Source organism: Pseudomonas sp. BIGb0381 (assembly GCF_024809815.1).
Classification (GTDB): domain Bacteria; phylum Pseudomonadota; class Gammaproteobacteria; order Pseudomonadales; family Pseudomonadaceae; genus Aquipseudomonas.
Window position 1 is genome coordinate 128,187 of the sequence record NZ_JANUEN010000008.1, and the last position, 22,772, is coordinate 150,958.

20 protein-coding genes are annotated in these 22,772 nt (G+C 59.9%); 14 read left to right on the top strand and 6 right to left on the bottom strand.

Annotated elements, in window-relative coordinates; translation table 11 throughout:
- Positions 1-169: 169 nt before the first annotated feature.
- Positions 170-571, top strand: coding sequence for a lysozyme inhibitor LprI family protein (locus M2397_RS21000; protein ID WP_131699070.1), 402 nt, complete (start codon positions 170-172; stop codon positions 569-571).
- Positions 572-611: 40 nt separating this feature from the next.
- Positions 612-1,028 (top strand): DUF3010 family protein, encoded by a 417-nt coding sequence (locus M2397_RS21005; RefSeq protein WP_131699069.1) that lies wholly within the window; start codon positions 612-614, stop codon positions 1,026-1,028.
- A 6-nt stretch (positions 1,029-1,034) separates the two neighbouring features.
- Here the strand turns inward: M2397_RS21005 and M2397_RS21010 are convergent, their stop codons facing one another.
- Positions 1,035-1,469 carry a hypothetical protein gene (locus tag M2397_RS21010; RefSeq protein ID WP_145336862.1) on the bottom strand — a complete coding sequence of 145 codons (435 nt, stop codon included), beginning with the start codon at positions 1,467-1,469 and terminating at the stop codon, positions 1,035-1,037.
- Between the two features lie 319 nt (positions 1,470-1,788).
- Here M2397_RS21010 and M2397_RS21015 point away from each other — a divergent pair, with 319 nt between their 5' ends.
- Entirely contained in the window at positions 1,789-3,951 is a 2,163-nt protein-coding gene (locus M2397_RS21015) for an FAD-dependent oxidoreductase (RefSeq protein WP_184745041.1), read from the top strand.
- Positions 3,952-4,086: 135 nt separating this feature from the next.
- Here the strand turns inward: M2397_RS21015 and M2397_RS21020 are convergent, their stop codons facing one another.
- Both M2397_RS21020 and M2397_RS21025 read right to left on the bottom strand, forming a co-directional pair.
- Complete coding sequence (locus M2397_RS21020) at positions 4,087-5,286, bottom strand: AAA family ATPase (protein WP_131699066.1); 1,200 nt, start codon at positions 5,284-5,286, stop codon at positions 4,087-4,089.
- 68 nt (positions 5,287-5,354) lie between these two features.
- Positions 5,355-6,299: a GlxA family transcriptional regulator gene (locus M2397_RS21025; RefSeq protein ID WP_145336864.1), complete on the bottom strand. Its 945-nt coding sequence runs from the start codon at positions 6,297-6,299 to the stop codon at positions 5,355-5,357.
- A gap of 194 nt (positions 6,300-6,493) precedes the next feature.
- Here M2397_RS21025 and M2397_RS21030 point away from each other — a divergent pair, with 194 nt between their 5' ends.
- From M2397_RS21030 to M2397_RS21055, 6 genes are all read left to right on the top strand, one after another.
- On the top strand, positions 6,494-7,438 hold the full coding sequence (locus M2397_RS21030; RefSeq protein ID WP_259244344.1) for a choline ABC transporter substrate-binding protein: 945 nt from the start codon (positions 6,494-6,496) through the stop codon (positions 7,436-7,438).
- A gap of 74 nt (positions 7,439-7,512) precedes the next feature.
- Complete coding sequence (locus M2397_RS21035) at positions 7,513-8,400, top strand: 3-keto-5-aminohexanoate cleavage protein (protein WP_131699063.1); 888 nt, start codon at positions 7,513-7,515, stop codon at positions 8,398-8,400.
- A gap of 83 nt (positions 8,401-8,483) precedes the next feature.
- Complete coding sequence (locus M2397_RS21040; RefSeq protein WP_145336867.1) at positions 8,484-9,449, top strand: L-carnitine dehydrogenase; 966 nt, start codon at positions 8,484-8,486, stop codon at positions 9,447-9,449.
- Between the two features lie 13 nt (positions 9,450-9,462).
- Complete coding sequence (locus M2397_RS21045; RefSeq protein ID WP_259244345.1) at positions 9,463-9,939, top strand: thioesterase family protein; 477 nt, start codon at positions 9,463-9,465, stop codon at positions 9,937-9,939.
- Between the two features lie 9 nt (positions 9,940-9,948).
- Positions 9,949-11,109 carry a gamma-butyrobetaine dioxygenase gene (locus M2397_RS21050; RefSeq protein ID WP_259244347.1) on the top strand — a complete coding sequence of 387 codons (1,161 nt, stop codon included), beginning with the start codon at positions 9,949-9,951 and terminating at the stop codon, positions 11,107-11,109.
- A 246-nt stretch (positions 11,110-11,355) separates the two neighbouring features.
- Positions 11,356-11,619 (top strand): hypothetical protein, encoded by a 264-nt coding sequence (locus M2397_RS21055; protein ID WP_027606014.1) that lies wholly within the window; start codon positions 11,356-11,358, stop codon positions 11,617-11,619.
- A 105-nt stretch (positions 11,620-11,724) separates the two neighbouring features.
- Here the strand turns inward: M2397_RS21055 and M2397_RS21060 are convergent, their stop codons facing one another.
- The gene (locus tag M2397_RS21060) at positions 11,725-12,828 is read right to left on the bottom strand and encodes a GlxA family transcriptional regulator (RefSeq protein ID WP_065938176.1); all 1,104 of its coding nucleotides are present in this window, start codon (positions 12,826-12,828) and stop codon (positions 11,725-11,727) included.
- A 456-nt stretch (positions 12,829-13,284) separates the two neighbouring features.
- Entirely contained in the window at positions 13,285-14,661 is a 1,377-nt protein-coding gene (locus M2397_RS21065; RefSeq protein ID WP_131699059.1) for an L-serine ammonia-lyase, read from the bottom strand.
- Positions 14,662-15,076: 415 nt separating this feature from the next.
- On the opposite strand from M2397_RS21065, the gene M2397_RS21070 reads away from it, so the two are divergent.
- The 3 genes from M2397_RS21070 (at position 15,077) to choV (ending at position 18,112) form a co-directional block, all read left to right on the top strand.
- Positions 15,077-16,024: a choline ABC transporter substrate-binding protein gene (locus M2397_RS21070; protein ID WP_131699058.1), complete on the top strand. Its 948-nt coding sequence runs from the start codon at positions 15,077-15,079 to the stop codon at positions 16,022-16,024.
- 67 nt (positions 16,025-16,091) lie between these two features.
- Complete coding sequence (choW, locus tag M2397_RS21075; RefSeq protein WP_015886271.1) at positions 16,092-16,937, top strand: choline ABC transporter permease subunit; 846 nt, start codon at positions 16,092-16,094, stop codon at positions 16,935-16,937.
- Positions 16,934-18,112, top strand: a complete 1,179-nt coding sequence (gene choV / locus M2397_RS21080; RefSeq protein ID WP_131699057.1) for a choline ABC transporter ATP-binding protein — start codon at positions 16,934-16,936, stop codon at positions 18,110-18,112. Before choW ends, choV begins: the two co-directional genes overlap by 4 nt.
- A 153-nt stretch (positions 18,113-18,265) precedes the next feature.
- On the opposite strand, the gene M2397_RS21085 is transcribed toward choV, so the two are convergent.
- Entirely contained in the window at positions 18,266-20,200 is a 1,935-nt protein-coding gene (locus M2397_RS21085) for a BCCT family transporter (protein ID WP_259244400.1), read from the bottom strand.
- Between the two features lie 390 nt (positions 20,201-20,590).
- On the opposite strand from M2397_RS21085, the gene betI reads away from it, so the two are divergent.
- Positions 20,591-21,184 (top strand): transcriptional regulator BetI, encoded by a 594-nt coding sequence (gene betI, locus M2397_RS21090; protein ID WP_259244348.1) that lies wholly within the window; start codon positions 20,591-20,593, stop codon positions 21,182-21,184.
- A 110-nt stretch (positions 21,185-21,294) separates the two neighbouring features.
- Entirely contained in the window at positions 21,295-22,767 is a 1,473-nt protein-coding gene (betB, locus tag M2397_RS21095) for a betaine-aldehyde dehydrogenase (protein WP_131699055.1), read from the top strand.
- Positions 22,768-22,772 lie beyond the last annotated feature (5 nt).

Consider the following 22,772-nt stretch of genomic DNA (forward strand, 5'->3'; position numbering starts at 1 on the left):
TGGGGCCAGCATATGCCCAGGGGACGACCGAGCCGGGTGCAAAAACGACAGGGGAATTGCCGAAAGCGTCAATCCACGACAAAGGCTGTTAAGAGGTGTCTGACTGGCAGCTGTTATTTGTCTTACGCTTGAGCCAGAATTCCCGCATCAACTGATATGAGACGGCGCAATGAAATCGATTTTCCTGGCTTTGGCACTCATCGCAACCGGCGTCCACGCGGCCGAAGACACCGACAGCACGCCATGCGATGGCATCGAAAACGACAAGCAAACCCTGGAATGCGCCACCTACAACAAAACCACTGCCGAGCAATTGCTCAAGGATAATTATCAGAGTCTGCTGGAACGTATGCATTCCACCTATGGCAGCGACAAGACCAAGCTCGCCGACATTACCGCTCGTCTGAAGGATGCCCAGCAAAAGTGGGAAAAACTGCGTGACGCCGATTGCGCGGTGGACACCTTCCCGGCAGTGACCGGCACCAAGGCCTACGCCATTGAGCAGAATGACTGTTTGGCGCGGATGAGTGATGAGCGGTCGGAGTTTTTGGAGTCGATTGGGCAGGAATAAGCGACAATCCCGCCACTTTCTCTTTGAACCAAGGCCTTTCATGACTATCTGTGGCATCGAAATCAAAGGCAGCGAAGCCATCATCGCTGTCGCTTCCCTGGACAACCAGGCGCTGACCCACGTCGCCCTGGCGACCAAGAAAATCGCTCTGGAAGACGACGATGACGCGGCCAACGTCAAAGCCTTTGCCGCCCAGGTGAAGGCATTTGTGCAGGAAAACGCCATCCAGCGCATCGCTATCAAGAAGCGCAGCAAGAAAGGCGAATTCGCCGGTGGCCCGACCACGTTCAAGATCGAAGGGGTGTTTCAGTTGCTGGAGGGGGTTGAGGTGACGCTGCTGTCGCCGCAGACCATCAACGCCCAGAACAAGAAGCACAACTTCGAACTGCCAGCGACGTTGAACAAATATCAGCATGAAGCGTTCAAGGCGGCCTGTTCGAGCCTGATGAAGAAGTAGTCCGCATCAACTTCTGACGCAGTGTTCCAACCCGTGACCGCCGCCTTCATATTCGGGGCCGTAATAATATTTGGTAAAGGCGAGTTTACCTTCCGGTGTTGGAACGACTTGCGCAACACCGACTCCATAATCTTTCAGTGCCGAGTCGGTATGTGCAAAGTAAATCGCCAGCGTATCCGAGGTGCCAGCGGCAAAACCGTTATAGCGGGAGTTGTCTTCCAACGTCAGGGTGAAGATATAGGCGCCGTACTTGCCGGTACTTTGCCTGGCGTTGAGCTGCATATCGACAACCCCCTTGAAGGCGCCGATATGGCTATCACGACCAGTACACTCATAACGCCCGCTGTAATCGGCACCCGTGAAGGGGACGGAGGCGGGGGCCTTGGCAGCCCAGGCGGGGGCAGATGCAAAAGTAATGACAGCAAGCATTTTCCTGAACATACGGACCTCTTGTCGCTTAACTTAAGTAGTGAAGTGCGAACTTTAAATATCAGTTGATTAATGGTTAGTTTGGGTGTCAGCCGCAATGGACTTTTACATTAGCAGCCCCTCTACCCACGACATAGCCGACACCACAGAAAAGGATAATCCCTACATCAGATCCGCCCCTGTCAAAACACTCGACATAACAATGAAACTTGCTCAGGGCACTCCACTGGTCTGAAGCGAACCTTGAGTTTCACGCACTCACCTAGGCTGAAATCACTGTTCATTCGAGCAGTGACAAGCAACGTATTGCGAGCAATTCAAGGAGATGATCATGGCATGGTTCCCATCCCTGGCTGCCCTGGGAGGCAGCAGTGGCACACGTACAATGGCCGGTCCGCAAACGATAGGCCAACTCAAGTCAGGTACTTCACGCCTGGTGGACGCTTACCCTTATGACTACGCAAGTATCCTTCGTGCCTCCAGCCCCGAATCTGGCTGGCTGGCCCAGCCTTTGGAGGGTGTAGAGAAAGACGCGCGTGTCGTAATCATTGGCGCAGGCATGTCCGGGTTGCTGACGGCAAGAGAGCTGCTGCGCGCAGGCTTGAATGTGGTGTTGTACGAACGCAACCAGCTGGAACAGGTCGATGACGACTGGCACCGCTATATCCACGGCCGCACATGCAGTTTCGTGCGCAAGCTGGAAACCGACACAGTGTGTGAACTGGGGGCCATGAGGTTCCCCGCGAAGGCCAAGGTCACCTGGGAAGTCTTCGGGGATATCCTGGGAGATGACACACTGCTCCAGCTGTTCCCCAACCCAGGCCTGGTACCCACTGTCCTGTGCCAGGACGGTATCGCCCATCGGTGGTTGGCAGGCAGCATGCAAGCGCCCGACCTGCCCCCACAGTTCATCAAAGTCTCCGCCGATGTGCGCGATGCCATCAACGACATACAAGGCGGCGGCTCCAACATTCTCCAAATTCTGCGGTTGCTTGAACAACCCCGGCTGTCCGCCGAAGAAGAAAACCGCATCCAGGCTTTCTGGACGGCGATGATCGAGCGCTTCGACAAACTGGACCTGGGCACCTGGCTGCTTGGCAACGTAGCGGAGCCCAAGGGCTGGACGCCAGAACAGTTGGCAATCTTCGTCAACGTAGGCTTCGGCACGGGAGGCATGGGTAGCATGTTTTCCATGGGGTTCCTGGAGATGCTGCGAATCTGGCTGTGGGATTACCTGGATGAATATGCTCTGCCGGCAGGCATTGGCTCGGGCATGATCGCGCATGCCATCCTGAAAAAGCTCAGGGACGAATTCGGTCCAGCCGGCAAGAACACCTTTACCGTGCATGAACGCCATGAGGTACAGGAAATGGGAATCTTCGTATCGGCCGACGGAGGGTCAGCCCAAGCCGGCCTGCTGGTACGCAACCTCAACGGAGAAGGGGCCGAAGACGTCGCATTAATACCGGTGAACACCGACCATATCGTTGCCGCCATCCCTCATACGGCCCTGCTGACGATGATGTCGCTGGCCAGCGAACTGAGCTATCCGCGTAACGGCTTACGGGTAGAAATCCCGATCAATGGCGTACCTCACGCCTTTCATAGCTACTTCGACAAAGCCTGGCCTTCGGCAATCTATAAAAGCCATATAGCGCCACTGAAAAGCGCCTTGGCGCGGCTCAATATGATGAACGCCAGCAAGTCTTTTTATGTCACGCCCCAAGCACCATGGGCACAGGGTTCAGCACTGGCCAGCACTTGGACGCACATCGACGGCAGGCCCATACGCTGCCTGATGAGCGAGGGCTGGACCCGCGCCAGCTACTTCATCCCGGCAATCGCGGAGGATCGGCCCGGCCCTGTTGCCGTATTGCTTTCGTACACGTGGAACCTGGACTCAATCATGGCACGCAGCGTGCTGGATATAGCACCCTCCCGGGAAAATGGCACGCTGGGCATTGCTGATTTCACTGAAAGCCCGGCCTGGTTCGGGCCTGGATTTCCCCAGGAGTGGTGGCGAAGCTACAGGGCGTGGGCCAGCGTACTGCCTTATGTACAGAACCCGACCCGCCAGGTTCGCACCACGGTGTACTTCCACTCTTTGTTGGGTAACAGGCAAGACGACCCCAATGCCATCGGCATTGACTGGCAAGATCAGATCGGTACAGGTGGGTTCAAGCTCGACGCACCTGGAGACTTCGCGACTTCCAATGCGTTGTGCAACCTGTACCTGTTCACCCAGGAACCCGCATTCAACTCACAGGCAAGGGACCGAGTCTATCGGCAAATATTCCTGTCTTCGGACAGCGCCAGTAACTATCCAGGTTGGTGTGAAGGGGCCTTTATGTCCGGGATGAATGCCGCCATCGGTGTATTGGCGAGTATCAATCAGGACAAACTCAAACCCGAGCCTGCACAGTTGCTGCAGGGCAATCCTCTGGCGGCCGTCAATCGACTGGTCCCCCTCAAGCCTTACGTCAGACAGCCGTAGCACACTTTTCGAATGGGATTAACGTCATGAAGGTTGTCGCTGAAGTGAGTAGTAGCCCCCACCACGCTAGCTTTTCCCTACGCCGTATCGAATAAGCCAAACCAGTCTTTGGGCTGGTTTGGCTTTTCTGTCCTCCTACCTGCTGGCCGCAATACCGGCCGCCTTGCTTCGTTTGACATGGCGCAGCCACTCGCCGAACGATTTGTCTTCAAGCGCATACCCGCCGCGACTCGACTTCCACACCAGCTCCTTATCGCGCAACGCATCGATACAGGCCTGAATGGTCTGGGTGCCCGGCACCACGTCGCTGCCCATGGCTTCCAGCGCCTTGCTGACAGCCGTGAGGGTGCTGTCGGTGAATGGCGCGAAGGGTTCGTTGTTTTGAGAACGCTCCACCATCACCTCCAACACCGCACGCTGCGGGATCGTCAGGGCGTTCCAGGCGCTTTCGAATTCGGTCCATACACCCGCGCGCAGCAGTTCGGCGCGACTGTGCAGCAGTTCGCCCAGATTGCTGGCCTCGCCCAACTCCAACGCCACTTCGCCGATGATCGTGCGCAGCATTTCGGGACGCCGACCTACCAGCTCAAACGCCTCATCAATATCCGCCGCGTTGAACTGGTTGGTCTCGGCCAGATGCGCGTTAAGGTGCACGGTGTACGCCTGGGTGAACTCTTTGCCCAGCAGCGGAAATGGCGTGATGCTGGAGCCGAAGAACGGCTGGCTTTTGCCGAGCACCAAGTGGGCCAACTTGTCGCGGTTGGAGCCGGTAAACACCAGGCGCAACCCGCTGCCCTCCTCGTCACGGCCTTGGTTGAGCTGATCCCGGGCAGCCTTCAACGCGAACATCGCATTGATACCCGACTCGGTGGTTAAGGCGTGCTGCGCTTCGTCAATCACCAGCACAACGGGTTTTTCTGCAGCACTGTGGAGCAATTCCAACGCTTGGGTCAGCGTCGCACCGACAGGCAATTGTGGCTTGGTAAAGTCCCAGGAGAGCGTACGCAGAAAGCTGAGTTTCTCGATGCCAATGTTCTTGGCCAGTTTGCGAATGCCCTTTTCATAGGGAACCAGAGCAGCAGCAATAGCACTGGCAATCAACTCTGCAGGATCTTTCTCTTTGTCAGCCCAGAGATCCACATACACCGCCAGCCAGCCCCGGAGCTGACATTCCGGGATCAAGTCTTCGCGCAAAAACGTGCTTTTGCCCGTGCGACGGGGTGCCGCGAGAAACAGGCCAGAGGTGAAATCCTGAATACCGGCCCCCACCAGGCCATCGGCAATACTGCTTGCCAGGGTGGGGCGGCGAAACACAAAGCCGCTGTGCTTGGACATGGTTTTATACTCAATTATGGAAAGGACTATAAATTATAGTTTCGAGTATAATTGACTATAATTGCCCGTCAAACCACCTCCCGTCGCCGATCCTCCCTCGGACACTTGGCAAACCGCGCCCGATAACTCCGGGTGAAATACGACGGCGATTCAAACCCGCACGCAATGCTCACCTCCAGCACGCTCATATCGCTCTGGCGCAATAACTGCCGGGCTTTTTCCAGGCGCAGGCCGAGGTAGAAATTGCTGGGCGTGTCGTTCAAATGCAGGCGAAACAGCCGTTCAAGCTGGCGCCGGGTAACCTTGATCGCATCGGCCAACGCCAAGGTGCTCAGGGGCGGTTCAGTGTGCTGCTCCATCTCGCCGATCACTTGCACCAGTTTCTTGTTGTTGATGCCGTAGCGCGTGGCGATCTGCATGCGCTGGTGGTCCTTGCGCGGGCGGATGCGGCCGAGTACGAACTGTTCGGAGACCTGGATCGCCAGGTCCGCGCCGTGGGCCTGGGCGATCAAGTCGAGCATCAAGTCGATGGAGGCGGTGCCGCCGGCGCAGGTGATGCGGCGGCGGTCGATCTCGAACAGTTCCTGAGTCACGCTCAGGTGCGGGTACGACTCCTTGAAGGCGTCGATGGCTTCCCAATGCAGGGTCAGGCGGTGGCCGTCGAGCAGGCCGGCTTCGGCGAGCACGCAGGCGCCGGTGTCGATGGCGCCGAGGGTCACGCCGTCATTGTCCAGACGGCGCAGCCAGTGTTCCAGCGCCGGCGTGGCGAACTGCAGCGGTTCGAAGCCGGCCACCACCAGCAGCGTCGCGCCCTTTTTCAGCGGTTCCAGCGCGGCGTCGGCGTTGACCGACATGCCATTGCTCGCCAGCACCGCGCCGCCGTCGGCGCTCAGCACATGCCAGCGGTACAGCTCGCCACGAAAGCGGTTGGCCACGCGCAGCGGTTCCAGCGCAGAAATAAAGCCAATGGCCGAGAACCCCGGCATCAGCAGAAAGTAGAAATCCTGGGACATGGTGGCGCTCTCGTAGGACGGGCAGCGTGGTCACTGTGATACGCCAGTTCAACGGGCCATTCAAGAGCACAGGTCGCTGCAGTGCAAGAGCTGGTCGCCGCCGTGCGTTTCGGCGGGCCTAAAGCTCCGTAACGTGATCCCACGGCGCACAAAGACGCCGGACCCCACAATAACGACCTGCCGAGGGATCCACCATGAACCGACTGATTCGCCACTGCGTGCTTGCACTCAGCGCCAGCGCCATCTTGAGCACGAACGTACTGGCGGCCGACGCGGCATCTTGCCAGAACGTACGCATGGGCGTGGTGAACTGGACCGACGTCATCGCCACCAGCGCCATGACCCAAGTGTTGCTCGACGGCCTCGGCTACAAGACCAAACAAACCAGCGCCTCCCAGCAAATCATCTTCGCCGGGATCCGCGACCAGCGGCTGGACCTGTTCCTGGGCTACTGGAACCCGTTGATGACCCAGACCATCACGCCGTTCGTCGACGCCAAGCAAATCAAAGTTCTCGACAAACCCAGCCTGGAAGACGCCCGTGCCACCCTGGCGGTGCCGACTTATCTGGCGGACAAGGGCCTGAAAACTTTCGCTGACATCGCCAAGTTCGAGAAGGAGCTGGGCGGCAAGATCTACGGCATCGAGCCAGGCTCGGGGGCCAACACCCAGATCAAGGCGATGATCGCCAAGGACCAGTTCGGCCTGGGCAAATTCCAACTGGTGGAATCCAGCGAGGCCGGCATGCTTGCCGCCGTGGACCGTGCGGTACGCCGCAAGGAAGCCGTGGTGTTCTTCGGCTGGGCGCCGCACCCGATGAACGTCAATATCGCGATGACTTACCTCACCGGCAGCGACGACGCCCTGGGCCCGAACGAAGGCATGGCCACCGTCTGGACCGTGACCGCGCCGACCTACGCCGAACAGTGCCCCAACGTGCACAAACTGCTGACCAACCTGACCTTCACCGCCGCCGACGAGAGCCGGATGATGCAGCCGCTGCTGGATCACAAGGACGCGCTGGAATCTGCCAAGCAGTGGCTCAAGGATCACCCGCAGGACCAAGCCCGCTGGCTGGAAGGTGTGACCACCTTCGACGGCAAACCGGCGGCGGCCAACCTGCAATTGACCAGCAAATAACCTTCTTCGAACCACCGTTTCGCGGTCACTGCCGACCGCGAACGGCATCACCACGCCTGTAAGGAACCTGCCTCATGAACCACGACGTCATCATCACCTGCGCACTCACCGGTGCTGGCGACACGACCGCCAGAAGCCCACACGTGCCGGTCACTCCCAAACAAATCGCCGCCGCCGCCGTGGAGGCCGCCAAGGCCGGCGCTACCGTGGTGCACTGCCATGTGCGCGACCCCGAGACCGGCAAGTTCAGCCGCGACGTCGCCCTGTACCGCGAAGTGATGGAGCGCATCCGCGAGGCTGACATCGACATCATCGTCAACCTCACCGCCGGCATGGGCGGCGACCTCGAGATCGGCGGCGGCGAGAACCCGATGGAATTCGGCCCCAATACCGATCTGGTCGGCCCACTGACCCGCCTGGCCCATGTGGAAGAACTGCTGCCGGAAATCTGCACCCTGGACTGCGGCACCCTGAACTTCGGCGATGGCGACACGATTTACGTCTCCACCCCGGCGCAGCTGCGGGCGGGCGCCAAGCGCATCCAGGAATTGGGCGTAAAGGCCGAGCTGGAAATTTTCGACACCGGCCACCTGTGGTTCGCCAAGCAGATGATCAAGGAGGGTCTGCTCGACAACCCGCTGTTCCAACTGTGCCTGGGCATCCCATGGGGCGCGCCGGCCGACACCACCACGATGAAAGCCATGGTCGACAACCTGCCGGCCGACGCGGTGTGGGCCGGGTTCGGGATCGGCCGCATGCAAATGCCCATGGCCGCGCAAGCGGTGCTGCTGGGCGGCAACGTACGGGTCGGCCTGGAAGACAACCTGTGGCTGGACAAGGGCGTACTCGCCACCAACGGCCAACTGGTGGAACGCGCCAGTGAAATCCTCAGCCGCCTGGGCGCGCGGGTCATGAGCCCGGCGGAAGGCCGCATCAAGATGGGCCTTACCAAACGCGGCTGACCCCCTGTCGAAACCGAATTAAAAAATGTGGGAGGGGCTTGCCCCCTCCCACAGGGAATCACCGAACGCTTTAGGAATTTGCCATGCGCTTTATCACTGAGATCAAAACCTTCGCCGCCCTCGGCAGCGGTGTCATCGGCAGCGGCTGGGTGTCCCGCGCCCTGGCCCACGGCCTCGATGTGGTCGCCTGGGACCCGGCGCCGGGTGCCGAAGCGGCGCTGCGCAAACGCGTCGCCAATGCCTGGGGCGCCCTGGAAAAACAGGGCCTCGCGCCCGGCGCATCCCAGGACCGCCTACGCTTTGTCCCCACCATCGAAGAATGCGTGAAAGACGCCGACTTCATCCAGGAAAGCGCCCCGGAACGCCTGGAGCTGAAACTGGAATTGCACAGCAAGATCAGCGCAGCGGCCAAGCCCACTGCATTGATCGGCTCGAGTACCTCCGGGCTGTTGCCGAGCGAGTTCTACGAGGGCTCGACCCACCCGGAACGCTGTGTGGTCGGCCATCCGTTCAACCCGGTCTATCTGTTGCCGCTGGTGGAAGTAGTCGGCGGCAAGCACACCGCGCCGGAAGCGATCCAGGCCGCGATCAAGGTGTATGAATCCCTCGGCATGCGCCCGCTGCATGTGCGCAAGGAAGTCCCCGGTTTTATCGCCGACCGCTTGCTCGAAGCGCTGTGGCGCGAAGCGCTGCACCTGGTCAATGACGGCGTGGCCACCACCGGCGAGATCGACGATGCGATTCGCTTTGGCGCCGGCCTGCGCTGGTCGTTCATGGGCACCTTCCTCACCTACACCCTGGCGGGCGGTGATGCGGGCATGCGGCACTTCATGGCGCAGTTCGGTCCGGCATTGCAGTTGCCGTGGACCTATCTGCCGGCACCGGAGTTGACCGACAAGTTGATTGACGATGTGGTCGATGGCACCAGCGATCAACTGGGCAAACACAGCATTTCGGCGCTGGAACGCTATCGTGATGATTGCCTGCTGGCGGTGCTCGACGCGGTGAAAACCACCAAAGCCAAGCACGGCATGACCTTCGCCGAATAACGGAACCCTCACCATGCCTGCACTGACCACCTACACCACCCCAGTCCTCGCCGACTGGGTGGACTACAACGGCCACCTGCGCGATGCGTTCTACCTGCTGATCTTCAGCTACGCCACCGACGCGCTGATGGACACCCTCGGCTTGGACAGTGAAAACCGCGAAGCCAGCGGCCATTCGTTGTTCACCCTGGAACTGCACCTGAACTACCTGCACGAAGTGAAACTCGGTGCCGAAGTGGAGGTGCACACCCAACTGATCGCCCACGACGCCAAGCGCCTGCACCTCTATCACAGTCTGCATTTGGTGGGCGATGAGAAAGAACTGGCCGGCAACGAACAGATGCTGCTGCACGTTGACCTGGCAGGTCCGCATTCGGCGCCGTTTACCGAGGCGACGCTGGAGAAACTCGCTGCCATCAGTACCGAGCAAGCCGATCTGCCAAGGCCCGCCCTCCTCGGCCGAGTGATTGGACTGCCACCGAAAAAATAAGGAGCCATCATGCAAACCGCCGCCGCTGTTGCCGATTTCCGTACTTACCCCAAGCTTTGCGACCTCGCCGATACGCAGGTGCTGGACGATCAGATTCGCGTGCAATGGGCCGATGGCCGGGTAAGCCCGTTTCATCATCAGTGGTTGCGGGACAACTGTCCGTGCACGCAATGCGTGTACAGCGTGACCCGCGAGCAAGTGCTGGAAATTGTCGATGTGGATGAAAATCTCGGCGCCATCAGCGCGCGTATCGACCAGGGTTTTCTCAGCGTGGAATGGCGCGGCGGTCATCACAGCCAGTACGATCCCGGCTGGCTGCGGGCCCATGCCTATGACGATGAATCCCGCGCCGAACGCCGGGCCGCCAAACCCGAAGCCCGACTGTGGGACAGCAGCTTCGACCTGCCGGTATTCGATTACTCAGCCGTGATGCAAGACCCGAAAGCCCTGCTGCAATGGCTGTTGGCACTGCGCGATGGAGGCCTCACCCAAGTACGTGGCGTACCCACCGAACCCGGCTCCCTGGCGTGTGTTGCCGAGCGCATTTCGTTTATCCGCGAGAGCAATTTCGGTGTGTTGTTCAACGTGCAATCCAAGGCCGATGCCGACAGCAATGCCTACACCGCTTTCAACCTGCCCTTGCACAGTGATTTGCCGACCCGGGAGCTGCAACCGGGGCTGCAGTTTCTGCATTGCCTGGTCAACGATGCCGACGGCGGCGAGAGTATTTTTGTCGATGGGTTTGCCATCGCCAATGCCCTGCGCCAGGAGGATCCCGAAGCATTTCGTGCGCTGTGTGAAATACCCGTGGAGTTTCGCAACAAAGACCGTCACAGCGACTACCGCCGCCTCGCGCCGATCATCGCATTGGACGCCTTGGGGGATGTGGCAGAGATTCGCATGGCCAATTTTCTGCGCGGGCCGTTCGAGACATCGGTGGCGCAGATGCCGTTGCTGTATCGGGCTTATCGGCGGTTTATCGCTATGACGCGCAAGGCGCGCTTTCGGCTGGTCAAGCGCCTTAACCCGGGCGAGCTGTGGTGCTTCGATAATCGCCGCACGTTGCATGCGCGCAATGCGTTTGATCCCACTTCGGGGGCGCGGCACTTTCAGGGTTGCTATATCGACCGGGATGAACTGCTTTCACGAATCCTGGTGCTGCAGCGCTAAAAAAGCCCCGGTCCAGCCGTGACTGGATCGGGGCAGAGTGCCTTGTGTGAGCCGTACATCCCGAGGGTGACCAAACCTTCAAGCTGCTTGCTGGCAACCAGTGTGCCTATTACTGCAGCGGGTAAATGACCCGAAAACGACACGTTCATAGCCATCTGAGCCATTCGTGCATTCTGCCCTTGCCGACCGGCCGGGGGCCTACCAGAATCCAAGTCAATCCCCGCTCCCTTCACCAGGATAAACGTCATGATGCATGCGGATTTGATTGATCAGGATGACCTGCTGAGCCAACTGCGCTCGCTGGGTTTCGAGGTATCCAGCGGCGCCAGCGCCGAACAGGCTTGCGAGTGCGCGGTACGCGGTTTGAGCGAAGCGCGGGCCAAGGCGCTCAAGGGTATGGTTGAGCAGATGTACACCGGCAGCGCGACGATTTTGCCGGCGGTGCGTCAGGCGATCGATAAGCAGTTGCTGCCGGCGCTGATGCAGTTCAAGCAGAACTCTGGCGCCTGACAGACCGCTATCGGGGGCAAGCCCCCCTCCTACATCTGGCCATGTTCGTCATGACAACTCGGTCAAGTCTGGGAGGGGGCTTGCCCCCGATGCAGTCAACTCGGTTTAAAGCCGTACACTCGCGAACGTCGACTCATTGCGCGCCTGACTCAACGCCGACATCGGCCCCGACAACGGTGACAACACGAGCGCCTGCGGAATCGGCATCATCGCCACCTGCTGGGTGGTGTTGGAGCCTACGCGCTCATCCCGTGGCGGAATGCCGAAGTATTCGCGGTAGCACTTGGAGAAGTGCGGCGTGGACACAAAACCGCATACCGATGCCACTTCGATGATCGACATCGGCGTTTGCTTGAGCAACTGCCGCGCGCGAATCAGGCGCAGCTTGAGGTAGTAGCGCGACGGCGAGCAGTGCAGGTATTTCTGGAACAGCCGCTCCAGCTGGCGACGCGACACGGCGACGTACACCGCCAGTTCGTCGAGGTCGATCGGCTCTTCGAGGTTGGCTTCCATCAGCGCGACGATTTCCTGCAGCTTCGGCTGGTTGGTGCCAAGCATGTGCTTGAGCGGCACACGCTGGTGATCCTGTTCATTGCGGATGCGCTCGTACACGAACATTTCGGAGATCGCCGCCGACAGTTCACGGCCGTGGTCGCGGCTGATCAGGTGCAGCATCATGTCCAGCGGCGCGGTGCCGCCCGAACTGGTGAAGCGGTTGCGGTCGAGGGTGAACAAACGGGTGCTCATCGACACGCGCGGGAAGGCTTCCTGCATCGACGCCAGGCACTCCCAATGCACGCTGCAATCAAAACCGTCGAGCAGGCCGGCACAGGCCAGGGCCCAGCTGCCGGTGCACACTGCCCCCAGGCGACGGGACTGGCGCGCCTGGCTTTGCAGCCACGACACATGCTCACGGGTCACGGTACGCTGGATACCCACGCCGCCGCACACAATCACGGTGTCCAGGGCCGGGGCTTTGTGCATGGAGGCATCGGGGGTGATTTGCAGACCGTCGCTGGCCCACACCTGGTTGCCGTCGACACTCAGGGTTGTCCAGCGATACAGCTCGCGGCCGGACAGCTGGTTGGCCATGCGCAGCGGTTCCACTGCCGACGCCAGGGAAATCAGCGTGAAATTGTCCAGCAGCAAAAAGCCGATGGATTGAGGCGCACGGTTCTGGGGTTGGGCCCCGGAGTTGAACGACGTCATGGCGGTATCTCCTCACACAAAGCAGGTGATGGCCTCAGGCGAGGCTCTTGTTATTGCGCTCTTCATCCGGCAAGGCGAGAGGCTTTGAATTGGTAGAGCAAATGCCATGCCTAAATTTGAATGGCCATTCAACAAATCCTGAAAACGACCTGATGACGCGTCTAAATAAGCCCGCGCGAGGAGTACGGGATATGGTTGAAATAGACGTCGGAGCGGCCCTGCTCAAGGTGTGTGAGCAGTTCGGTATCACTTGTGGGAAGGCGCTTTCAGCGCGTAGGAAAAGTCTGTCACCGCACGCACAGGTGACGGGTGGTCGGAGGGAAAATCGCTCGGAAGCTACTTATCTGTTTGCGACGCGCTAAAAGGTGGCGCTTTTGGTTGGAGTGTTCACTTTTTGAGCAGCATCGTCTGGATGACAGCCATCGGGGGCAAGCCCCCGATACCGGCGACTCGGTCTCAGCACTCCACCGCACTGACCGCCAACCCACCTCGCGACGTCTCTTTGTACTTGTCATGCATATCCGCCCCGGTATCGCGCATGGTGCGGATCACCCGGTCCAGGGAGATAAAGTGCTGGCCATCACCGCGCAGGGCCATCTGCGCCGCGTTGATCGCCTTCACCGCTGCAATTGCATTGCGCTCGATGCACGGCACTTGCACCAACCCGCCCACCGGGTCGCAGGTCAGGCCGAGGTTGTGTTCCAGGCCGATTTCAGCGGCGTTGCACAGCTGCTCCGGGGTTGCGCCGAGGATCTCGGCCAGCCCGGCAGCGGCCATGGCGCAGGCCGAACCCACTTCACCCTGGCAACCGACTTCGGCCCCGGAGATCGAGGCGTTCTTCTTGCACAGGATCCCCACCGCCGCCGCACTGAGCAGGTAGTCGACCACGTTGGCTTCGGTGACTTCGTCGCTGAACTTCATGAAGTAGTGCAACACCGCCGGAATGATCCCCGCCGCACCGTTGGTGGGCGCCGTGACCATGCGTCCACCGGCGGCGTTTTCTTCATTCACCGCCAGGGCGAACAGGTTGACCCATTCCATCGCACTCAAGGTCGAGCCGATCACATTGGGTTTGTTCAACTCCTGCAGACTGCGGTGCAACTTGGCGGCGCGACGGCGCACGTTGAGGCCGCCAGGCAGAATGCCTTCGTGCTTGAGTCCCTCCTCCACGCACGCCTGCATGGCGCGCCAGAGCTTCATCAGGCCACTGCGGATTTCGTCTTCGGAGCGCCAGACCTTTTCGTTGGCCAGCATCAGTTCGGCGACACGCAGGTTGTGGGTCTTGCACAGCTGCAACAACTCCACGGCGCTGGAAAAATCATATGGCAACTCGGTGCGGTCCATGTCCGCCACGCCGCTCTGCGCCTGGGCTTCATCCACCACGAAACCACCGCCCACTGAGTAATAGGTGTCGCGATGCAGCTCGCCATCAGCGCCAAACACCACCAGGGTCATGGCGTTGGGGTGGAACGGCAGGTTTTCGTCAAGCAGGCGCATGTCGCGGGCCCACAGGAACGGCACGGGCAAACGCCCGTCGAGCAGCAGGGTGTCGGTCTCACGCAGGGTGTGAATGCGCAGGCCGATTTGCGACGGATCGATCGCGTCCGGCCACTCGCCCATCAGGCCCATGATGGTGGCGGTGTCGCTGCCGTGGCCGATGCCGGTGGCCGACAATGAGCCGTAGAGCTGAACTTCGACGCGCCTGACCTGTTCCAACAGTTCACGTTCACGTAACCCTTGAACGAACAACGCCGCGGCGCGCATGGGGCCGACGGTGTGAGAACTAGAAGGCCCGATGCCGATCTTGAACAGGTCGAAAACACTGATAGCCATTGCGGTAGAACTCCTCGATAAGCACGGCCAGGCTTGAACGAGGTGCTACGCTCAGATCGCCCAGATGGCGGCATCATCAAGGTTTTATTCGCTGCCACGGCGTCTCACACCGACGCACCCATGCTCACCAGCGTCGCTCCCGTGCGATCGCCTGTTTTGGCCGTTTTTAGCGGTGCAGATGGGCAAAAACAGCGGTTTAACCGTGGGAAAAACCTGTAAGCGACGTCACCGACACTGGATACGACCCTCCCTGTACTGGATACGACGCCCCCTGTAGGCGTCAGATTTTCACTGGTACATGATCAGTCTCGACTCGTTTGCAAGGCACCGTGGCAGAGCTGTTGCCGCACGCTCCAACCGCAACACTTATAAAGCGCGGCAAATGCCGCCAGAAAAAACACAGGAGTCTACCCAGATGAAAGGTTCACCCTCGTTGTTGTTGGCCGCCATGCTGAGTCTGCCAGTCATGGCGCACGCCGCAGAACCGGAACAGTGCAAGACCGTCAACTTCTCCGATGTCGGCTGGACCGACATCACTGTCACCACCGCGACCACCAGCGAAATCCTCAAGGGCCTGGGCTACAAGACCAAGACCACGATGATTTCCGTTCCTGTGACTTACAAGTCCCTGGCCGACGGCAAGAACATGGACGTGTTCCTCGGCAACTGGATGCCGACCATGGAAAACGACATCAAGCAGTACCGTGATGCCGGCACCGTGGAAACCGTGCGCGCCAACCTGGAAAACGCCAAGTACACCCTGGCGGTACCCGAGGCGCTGTACAACAAAGGCCTGAAAGACTTCGCCGATATCGCCAAATTCAAGGAAGAGCTGGGCGGCAAGATCTACGGCATCGAGCCGGGTAACGACGGCAACCGCACCATCCAGACCCTGATCGACAAAGACGCCTTCGGCCTCAAGACCGCCGGCTTCAAAGTCGTCGAATCCAGCGAAGCCGGGATGCTCTCCCAGGTGGAACGCGCCACCAGGCGTGACCAGGCCATTGTGTTCCTTGGCTGGGAACCGCACCCGATGAACACCCGCTTCAAGATGAAGTACCTGACCGGGGGTGACGACTCGTTCGGCCCCAACTACGGCCAGGCCACCATCTACACCAACACCCGCAAGGGCTACACCGAGGAATGCAGCAACGTCGGTCAGTTGCTGAAGAACCTAGTGTTCACCTTGAACATGGAAAGCACCCTGATGGGTAATGTCCTGGACGACAAGATGAAGCCCGACGCCGCGGCGAAAGCCTGGCTGAAGAAGAACCCGCAAGTACTCGACACTTGGCTCGCCGGTGTCACCACCGTCGATGGCAAACCAGGCCTGGAAGCCGTCAAAGCGTATCTAAACAAGTAACTGCTGACCCCGGGGCGGTACGCTGCCCCGGGATGTTTTCCCTCTTCGCATGTGGACATTCACTACCATGCTGACTGAACAGAAAATCCCACTAGGCCAGTACATCGCTGCCTTCGTCGAATGGTTGACCCAACACGGCGCCAACTACTTCGACGCAATCGCATCGACACTGGAAACGATGATCCACGGCGTGACGTTTGCGCTGACCTGGTTCAATCCGCTGGCATTGATCGGTCTGATTGCGCTGCTGGCTCACTTTATTCAACGTAAATGGGGACTGACTGTTTTTGTCATCGCCTCTTTCCTGCTGATCCTGAACCTTGGGTACTGGCAGGAAACCATGGAAACCCTCGCCCAGGTGCTGTTCGCCACCCTGGTCTGCGTGGTCATTGGTGTGCCGCTGGGCATTGTTGCCGCGCACAAACCCATGTTCTACACCCTGATGCGGCCGGTGCTCGATCTGATGCAGACCGTACCGACCTTCGTCTACCTCATCCCTACCCTGACCCTCTTCGGGCTGGGTGTGGTGCCTGGTTTGATCTCCACGGTGGTGTTCGCGATTGCCGCGCCCATCCGCCTGACTTACCTGGGTATCCGTGATGTACCGCAAGAGTTGATGGACGCCGGCAAGGCCTTTGGCTGCTCGCGCCGTCAGTTGCTCTCGCGCATTGAACTGCCACACGCCATGCCGAGCATCGCTGCCGGTATTACCCAATGCATCATGCTGTCGTTGTCGATGGTGGTGATCGCCGCCCTGGTGGGCGCCGACGGCCTCGGCAAGCCGGTGGTCAACGCGCTGAACACCGCCGACATCGCCCTGGGCTTTGAAGCCGGCCTGGCGATTGTGCTGCTGGCCATCATGCTCGACCGCATCTGCAAACAACCCGACGCCAAAGTAGGGGGTGATGCATGAGCATTATCCGATTCGACAATGTCGACGTAATTTTCTCCAAAGACCCACGCGAAGCGCTCAAGCTGCTGGACCAGGGCATGAGCCGTAACGAAATCCTGAAAAAAACCGGGCAGATCGTCGGCGTTGAAAAAGCCAGCCTGGATGTGGAAAAAGGCGAGATCTGCGTGCTGATGGGCCTGTCGGGCTCCGGCAAGTCGAGCCTGCTGCGCTGCATCAACGGCCTCAATACCGTCAGCCGTGGCCAGCTGTTCGTGGAGCATGAAGGTCGCCAGATCGACATCGCCTCCTGCACCCCCGCCGAGCTGAAAATGATGCGCACCAAGCGCATCGCCATGGTGTTCCAGAAGTTCGCCCTGATGCCCTGGCTGACGGTGCGCGAGAACATCAGCTTTGGTCTGGAAATGCAGGGCCGTCCGGAAAAAGAACGGCGCAAGCTGGTGGATGAAAAACTTGAGCTGGTGGGCCTGACCCAGTGGCGCAACAAGAGGCCGGATGAACTGTCCGGCGGCATGCAACAGCGCGTCGGCCTGGCCCGCGCGTTGGCGATGGACGCCGACATCCTGTTGATGGACGAGCCCTTCTCCGCCCTCGACCCGCTGATCCGCCAAGGCCTGCAGGACGAATTGCTGGAACTGCAAAGCAAGCTGAGCAAGACCATCGTGTTCGTCAGTCACGACCTCGACGAGGCGCTGAAGCTGGGCAGCCGTATCGCGATCATGAAAGACGGCAAGATCATCCAGTACAGCGTGCCGGAAGAGATCGTGCTGAACCCGGCGGACGACTATGTGCGCACCTTCGTCGCCCATACCAACCCGCTGAACGTACTGTGCGGCCGCAGCCTGATGCGCACGCTGGACAACTGCAAACGCGTCAACGGTTCGGTGTGCCTGGATCCGGGTGGCGACTCATGGCTGGACCTGGCCGAAGGCAACACCATCCAGGGCGCGCGGCAGAATGGCGTGGTGATGAATTTGCAGAACTGGGCACCGGGGCAACCGGTGGAAGGTTTGGGCCGGGTACCGACACTGGTGGATTCGAATATCGGCATGCGTGATGCGCTGCAGATTCGTTATCAGACGGGGAACAAGCTGGTGTTGCATGACAACAACCAGGTGGTGGGGATCCTGGGCGACAGCGAGCTCTACCACGCCCTGCTGGGCAAAAACCTGGGCTAGCACACACTGCAAACGCCATTGGAGAAACCGGGTCAAAAATGTGGGAGGGGACTTGCTCCCGATAGCGGTGGATCAGTAACAGATGGACTGACTGACACACCGCTATCGGGAGCAAGCCCCCTCCCACATTTAAAGCACCACCAGGCTCAACTATCAGCTATAGACACGGCCAAGGAGCTGCCGATGGCTTTCAAACTGATCGAGCACGTCCCGGGTGATCTGTTCCTGGGCGAAGCCCATCAGGTCGTATTCCTGAGGCCCGTTGTGCAGGTACACCTCGGCACGGTAATAGCGGGTGCGCTCTTCTTCAGGCAAGTCGCTCGGCGCCGACGAGTAGGCATCCAGGCTCACTTCGTAAACAAACGGATTGCCCTCTTCCATCTCGATGCGCACACCGATGCAGCGCTTGGACTTACCCAACAGCGTCTGCACTTCCAACCCTTGCTCACGCAACGCGACCGCCGCCTCTTCCAGCGCCGGCGTGACGTGCTTGTCCATAAAGCGCTGCACAGTGCCCTGGCTCGGTTGCAGGTCGAGTGCCGTCAAACGCTCGCTGAAGCCACGACGCCCGCGTTCAGCCAGTTGCGCCTGCTCCTGTTCGATCGCCACGTCCTGGCGCATCGCCTTGTGCAAACCGAACATAAAGACAATCAGCACCACCGAGAACGGCAGCCCCGCCAGCACCACCATGGTTTGCATGGCTTCGAAGTTGCCGGCAAACAGCAGGCCGATGGTAACCAGGGTGATCACCGCCGACCAGAAGATGCGCAACCAGTGCGGCGCATCTTCATCCACATTGCCGCCCTTGCAGGAAAGGTTGGCCATCATCACCGCGCCGGAATCCGCCGGGGTCAGGAACAACACAAAGCCCACGAAGATCGACACGCCGATGACGATTTTCGACGCTGGGTAATGCTCCAGCAATTGGTAGATAGACATGGACGGTTGTTCCAGCGCCGTCTTGCCCAGCTCCACCGCACCGTGGTTGAGCACCAGGTCCAGCGCCGAGTTACCGAAGATCGACAGCCACGCCAGGGTAAAGCCCAGGGGAATCAGCAGCACGCCGGCCACCAGTTCACGCACCGTGCGGCCACGGGAAATACGCGCGATGAACATGCCCACGAATGGTGCCCAGGAAATCCACCAGGCCCAGTAGAACAGGGTCCACAGGCCCATCCAGCGTTCGGTCTTGTCACCGTCGCCTTCGTACACATAGAGGTCGAAGGTTTTCAGCACGATGCCGTTGAGGTAGTCACCGGTGTTCTGCACCAGGCCGTTGAGCAGGTGCAGGGTCGGGCCGAACAGCAGCACGAAGATCAGCAAACCGCTGAACAGCACGATGTTGAGGTTGGACAGGCGGCGGATGCCGTTCTCCACACCCGACACGGCGGCGATGGTCGCCACGGTGCTCATCACAATGATCACGATCAGCAGGTTGGTGTTGCTGTGCGCCATGCCGAACAGGTTTTCCAGGCCGGACGACACCTGCATCGAACCGATGCCCAGGTTAGTCACCAGGCCCAGCAGGGTCACGAACATGCCGAAACCATCCACCGCGTGACCAGCCGCGCCCTTGACCCAACGCTCACCCACCAGCGGGTACAACGCCGAACGCAAGGCCAGCGGCTGGTTATGCCGGTAGGCGAAGTACGCCACGGCCAGGCCGACCAACGCATAGATCGCCCAGCCATGCAGGCCCCAGTGCAGGAAGGTCAACTGCAACGCCTGGCGTGCCGCGCTGTTGCTGGCGGCGGCGCCTTCCGGCGGGTTGAAGTAGTGATCCAGCGGCTCCGAAGCGCCGAAGTACAGCAACGAGATACCGATGCCCGACGAGAACAACATGCCGGCCCAGGCGCCGTAGCTGAAGTCCGGGGTGTCGTCCTTGCTGCCCAGTTTCAACTTGCCGTAGGACGAAAACGCCAGGCCGACCACAAACACCAGGTAGGCGGCGATGACCACCATGTAGTACCAGCCAAAGCTTTTGGAAAGCCAGGCCTGGGCTACGCCGAGCATGCGCCCGGCGTCCTGCGGGGCGATGATCAGAATGGCGGTCAACAACAGAATCAGCGCGGTGGAGGTGTAGAACACCCAACCGTTGACCCGCACCTTTTCCGGCGGGGTCTTTATAAGAGAGGCAGAACTCATGGCGCAGATGCTCCAGGCAGTGCGAGAGAGAAACACAAGGCAACGGTTATCCCGACCTATCGATTTTTCGGCAGTCGACGGACGGGTGTTATAAAGACACCCCGAAAATCCTTGAGCCCCACCAGGCAGTGGGCAGGCCTTGATACCGCCTGTTTCAAAGGTTTTTGCAGGTGTCAGATGTCGTCGCCCTCAAGTAGGAAATACCTGTAGGCAGCGACCATTTGTCGCAGAGCTTATTCTTTGTTGATTGAACGTTCAATCAAAACAAAATAGACTGGCCTTCAAGTCGACGAACGTTCATCGCCCGTCGGCAGGCCTAAGGAGAGGTGCTAGATGCCCAAGGTCGGTATGCAACCCATACGCCGCCAACAGTTGATCGAAGCCACGCTGACGGCCATCGATCAGGTCGGAATGGGAGATGCCAGCATTGCGCTGATCGCCCGTTTGGCCGGGGTCTCGAACGGCATCATCAGTCACTACTTTCAGGACAAGAACGGCCTGATCGCCGCGACGATGCGCTACCTGATGAATGTGCTGATCGAGAACGTCCACGAACGCAGGCTTGCGCTGAAGGACGACAGCCCACGGGCGCACCTTCGGGTGATCATCGAGGGCAACTTCGACGCCAGCCAGGTCAATGGCCCGGCAATGAAAACCTGGCTGGCCTTCTGGGCCGCCAGCATGCATCACCCGTCATTGCACAGGTTGCAGCGGATCAACGATCAACGTCTGTATTCCAACCTGTGCTGCCAGTTCCGCCGAGTGCTGCCGCTACCGCACGCACGCAAAGCAGCCAGAGGCCTGGCGGCCCTGATCGACGGTTTGTGGTTGCGCGGCGCCCTGTCGGGAGACGCTTTCGACACGGCGCAGGCGCAACGGATCGCTTACGAATACATGGATTTCCAATTGGCCAAGCAGGTGAGTTAGAGCCCCTATAAACGCTCAACCCCTGAACGTCTGCCGCTCAGTGTTGCCACACCCTTATGGCCCACTTTGCGGCGGGTAACGCCAACCACTTATGCACTTGCGAGGACTTTATGGCCCGTTTCGACCTGCAAAAACTCTACATTGACGGCGGCTACAGCGACGCTGGCAGCGATGCCACCTTCGAAGCCATCAACCCGGCTAACGGTGAAGTTCTCGCCCAAGTGCAACGCGCAACGAAAGAAGACGTTGAACGTGCCGTGGTCAGCGCCGAAAAAGGCCAGAAAATCTGGGCTGCGATGACCGCCATGGAGCGTTCGCGCATCCTGCGTCGTGCCGTCGACATCCTGCGCGAGCGCAACGACGAGCTGGCCGCCCTGGAAACCCTGGACACCGGTAAAGCCTTCTCCGAAACCCAGTACGTCGACATCGTTACCGGCGCTGACGTGCTCGAATACTACGCAGGCCTGGTGCCGGCGATCGAAGGCGAGCAGATCCCACTGCGCGACACTTCCTTCGTCTACACCCGCCGCGAGCCGCTGGGCGTGGTCGCCGGTATCGGCGCCTGGAACTACCCGATCCAGATCGCCCTGTGGAAATCCGCACCGGCCCTGGCCGCCGGTAACGCGATGATCTTCAAGCCAAGCGAAGTCACCTCGCTGACCACCCTGAAACTGGCCGAGATCTACACCGAAGCCGGGGTTCCAGCAGGCGTATTCAACGTCTTGACCGGCAGCGGCCGTGAAGTCGGCACCTGGCTGACCGAGCACCCACGCATCGAGAAAGTCTCGTTCACCGGCGGCACCGACACCGGCAAGAAAGTCATGGCCAGCGCGTCGAGCTCTTCGCTCAAGGAAGTGACCATGGAACTGGGCGGCAAATCGCCGCTGATCGTGTTCGAAGACGCCGACCTGGATCGTGCCGCCGACATCGCGATGATGGCCAACTTCTACAGCTCCGGCCAGGTCTGCACCAACGGCACTCGCGTGTTCGTGCCCAAGCACCTGCAAGCGGCGTTCGAAGCCAAGATCGTTGAGCGTGTTGCCCGTATCCGCGTCGGCGACCCGCAAGACGCCAACACCAACTTCGGTCCGCTGGTCAGCTTCGCCCACATGGAAAGCGTGCTGGGCTACATCGCCAAAGGTAAGGAAGAAGGTGCCCGCGTACTGTGCGGCGGCGACCGCCTGACCGACGGCGATTTCGCCAAAGGCGCCTTCGTGGCCCCGACCGTGTTCACCGACTGCACCGACGAGATGACCATCGTCCGTGAAGAAATCTTCGGCCCGGTGATGAGCATCCTCACCTACGAAACCGAAGAAGAAGTGATCCGCCGCGCCAACGACACCGACTTCGGCCTGGCCGCGGGCCTGGTGACCAAGGACCTGAACCGTGCCCACCGCGTGATTCATCAGCTGGAAGCGGGCATCTGCTGGATCAACGCCTGGGGCGAATCCGACGCCAAGATGCCGGTCGGTGGCTACAAGCAATCCGGTGTGGGCCGCGAGAACGGAATCAGCTCGCTGAACAACTTCACCCGCATTAAATCGGTACAGGTTGAGCTGGGCGACTACGCCTCGGTGTTCTAAGACCC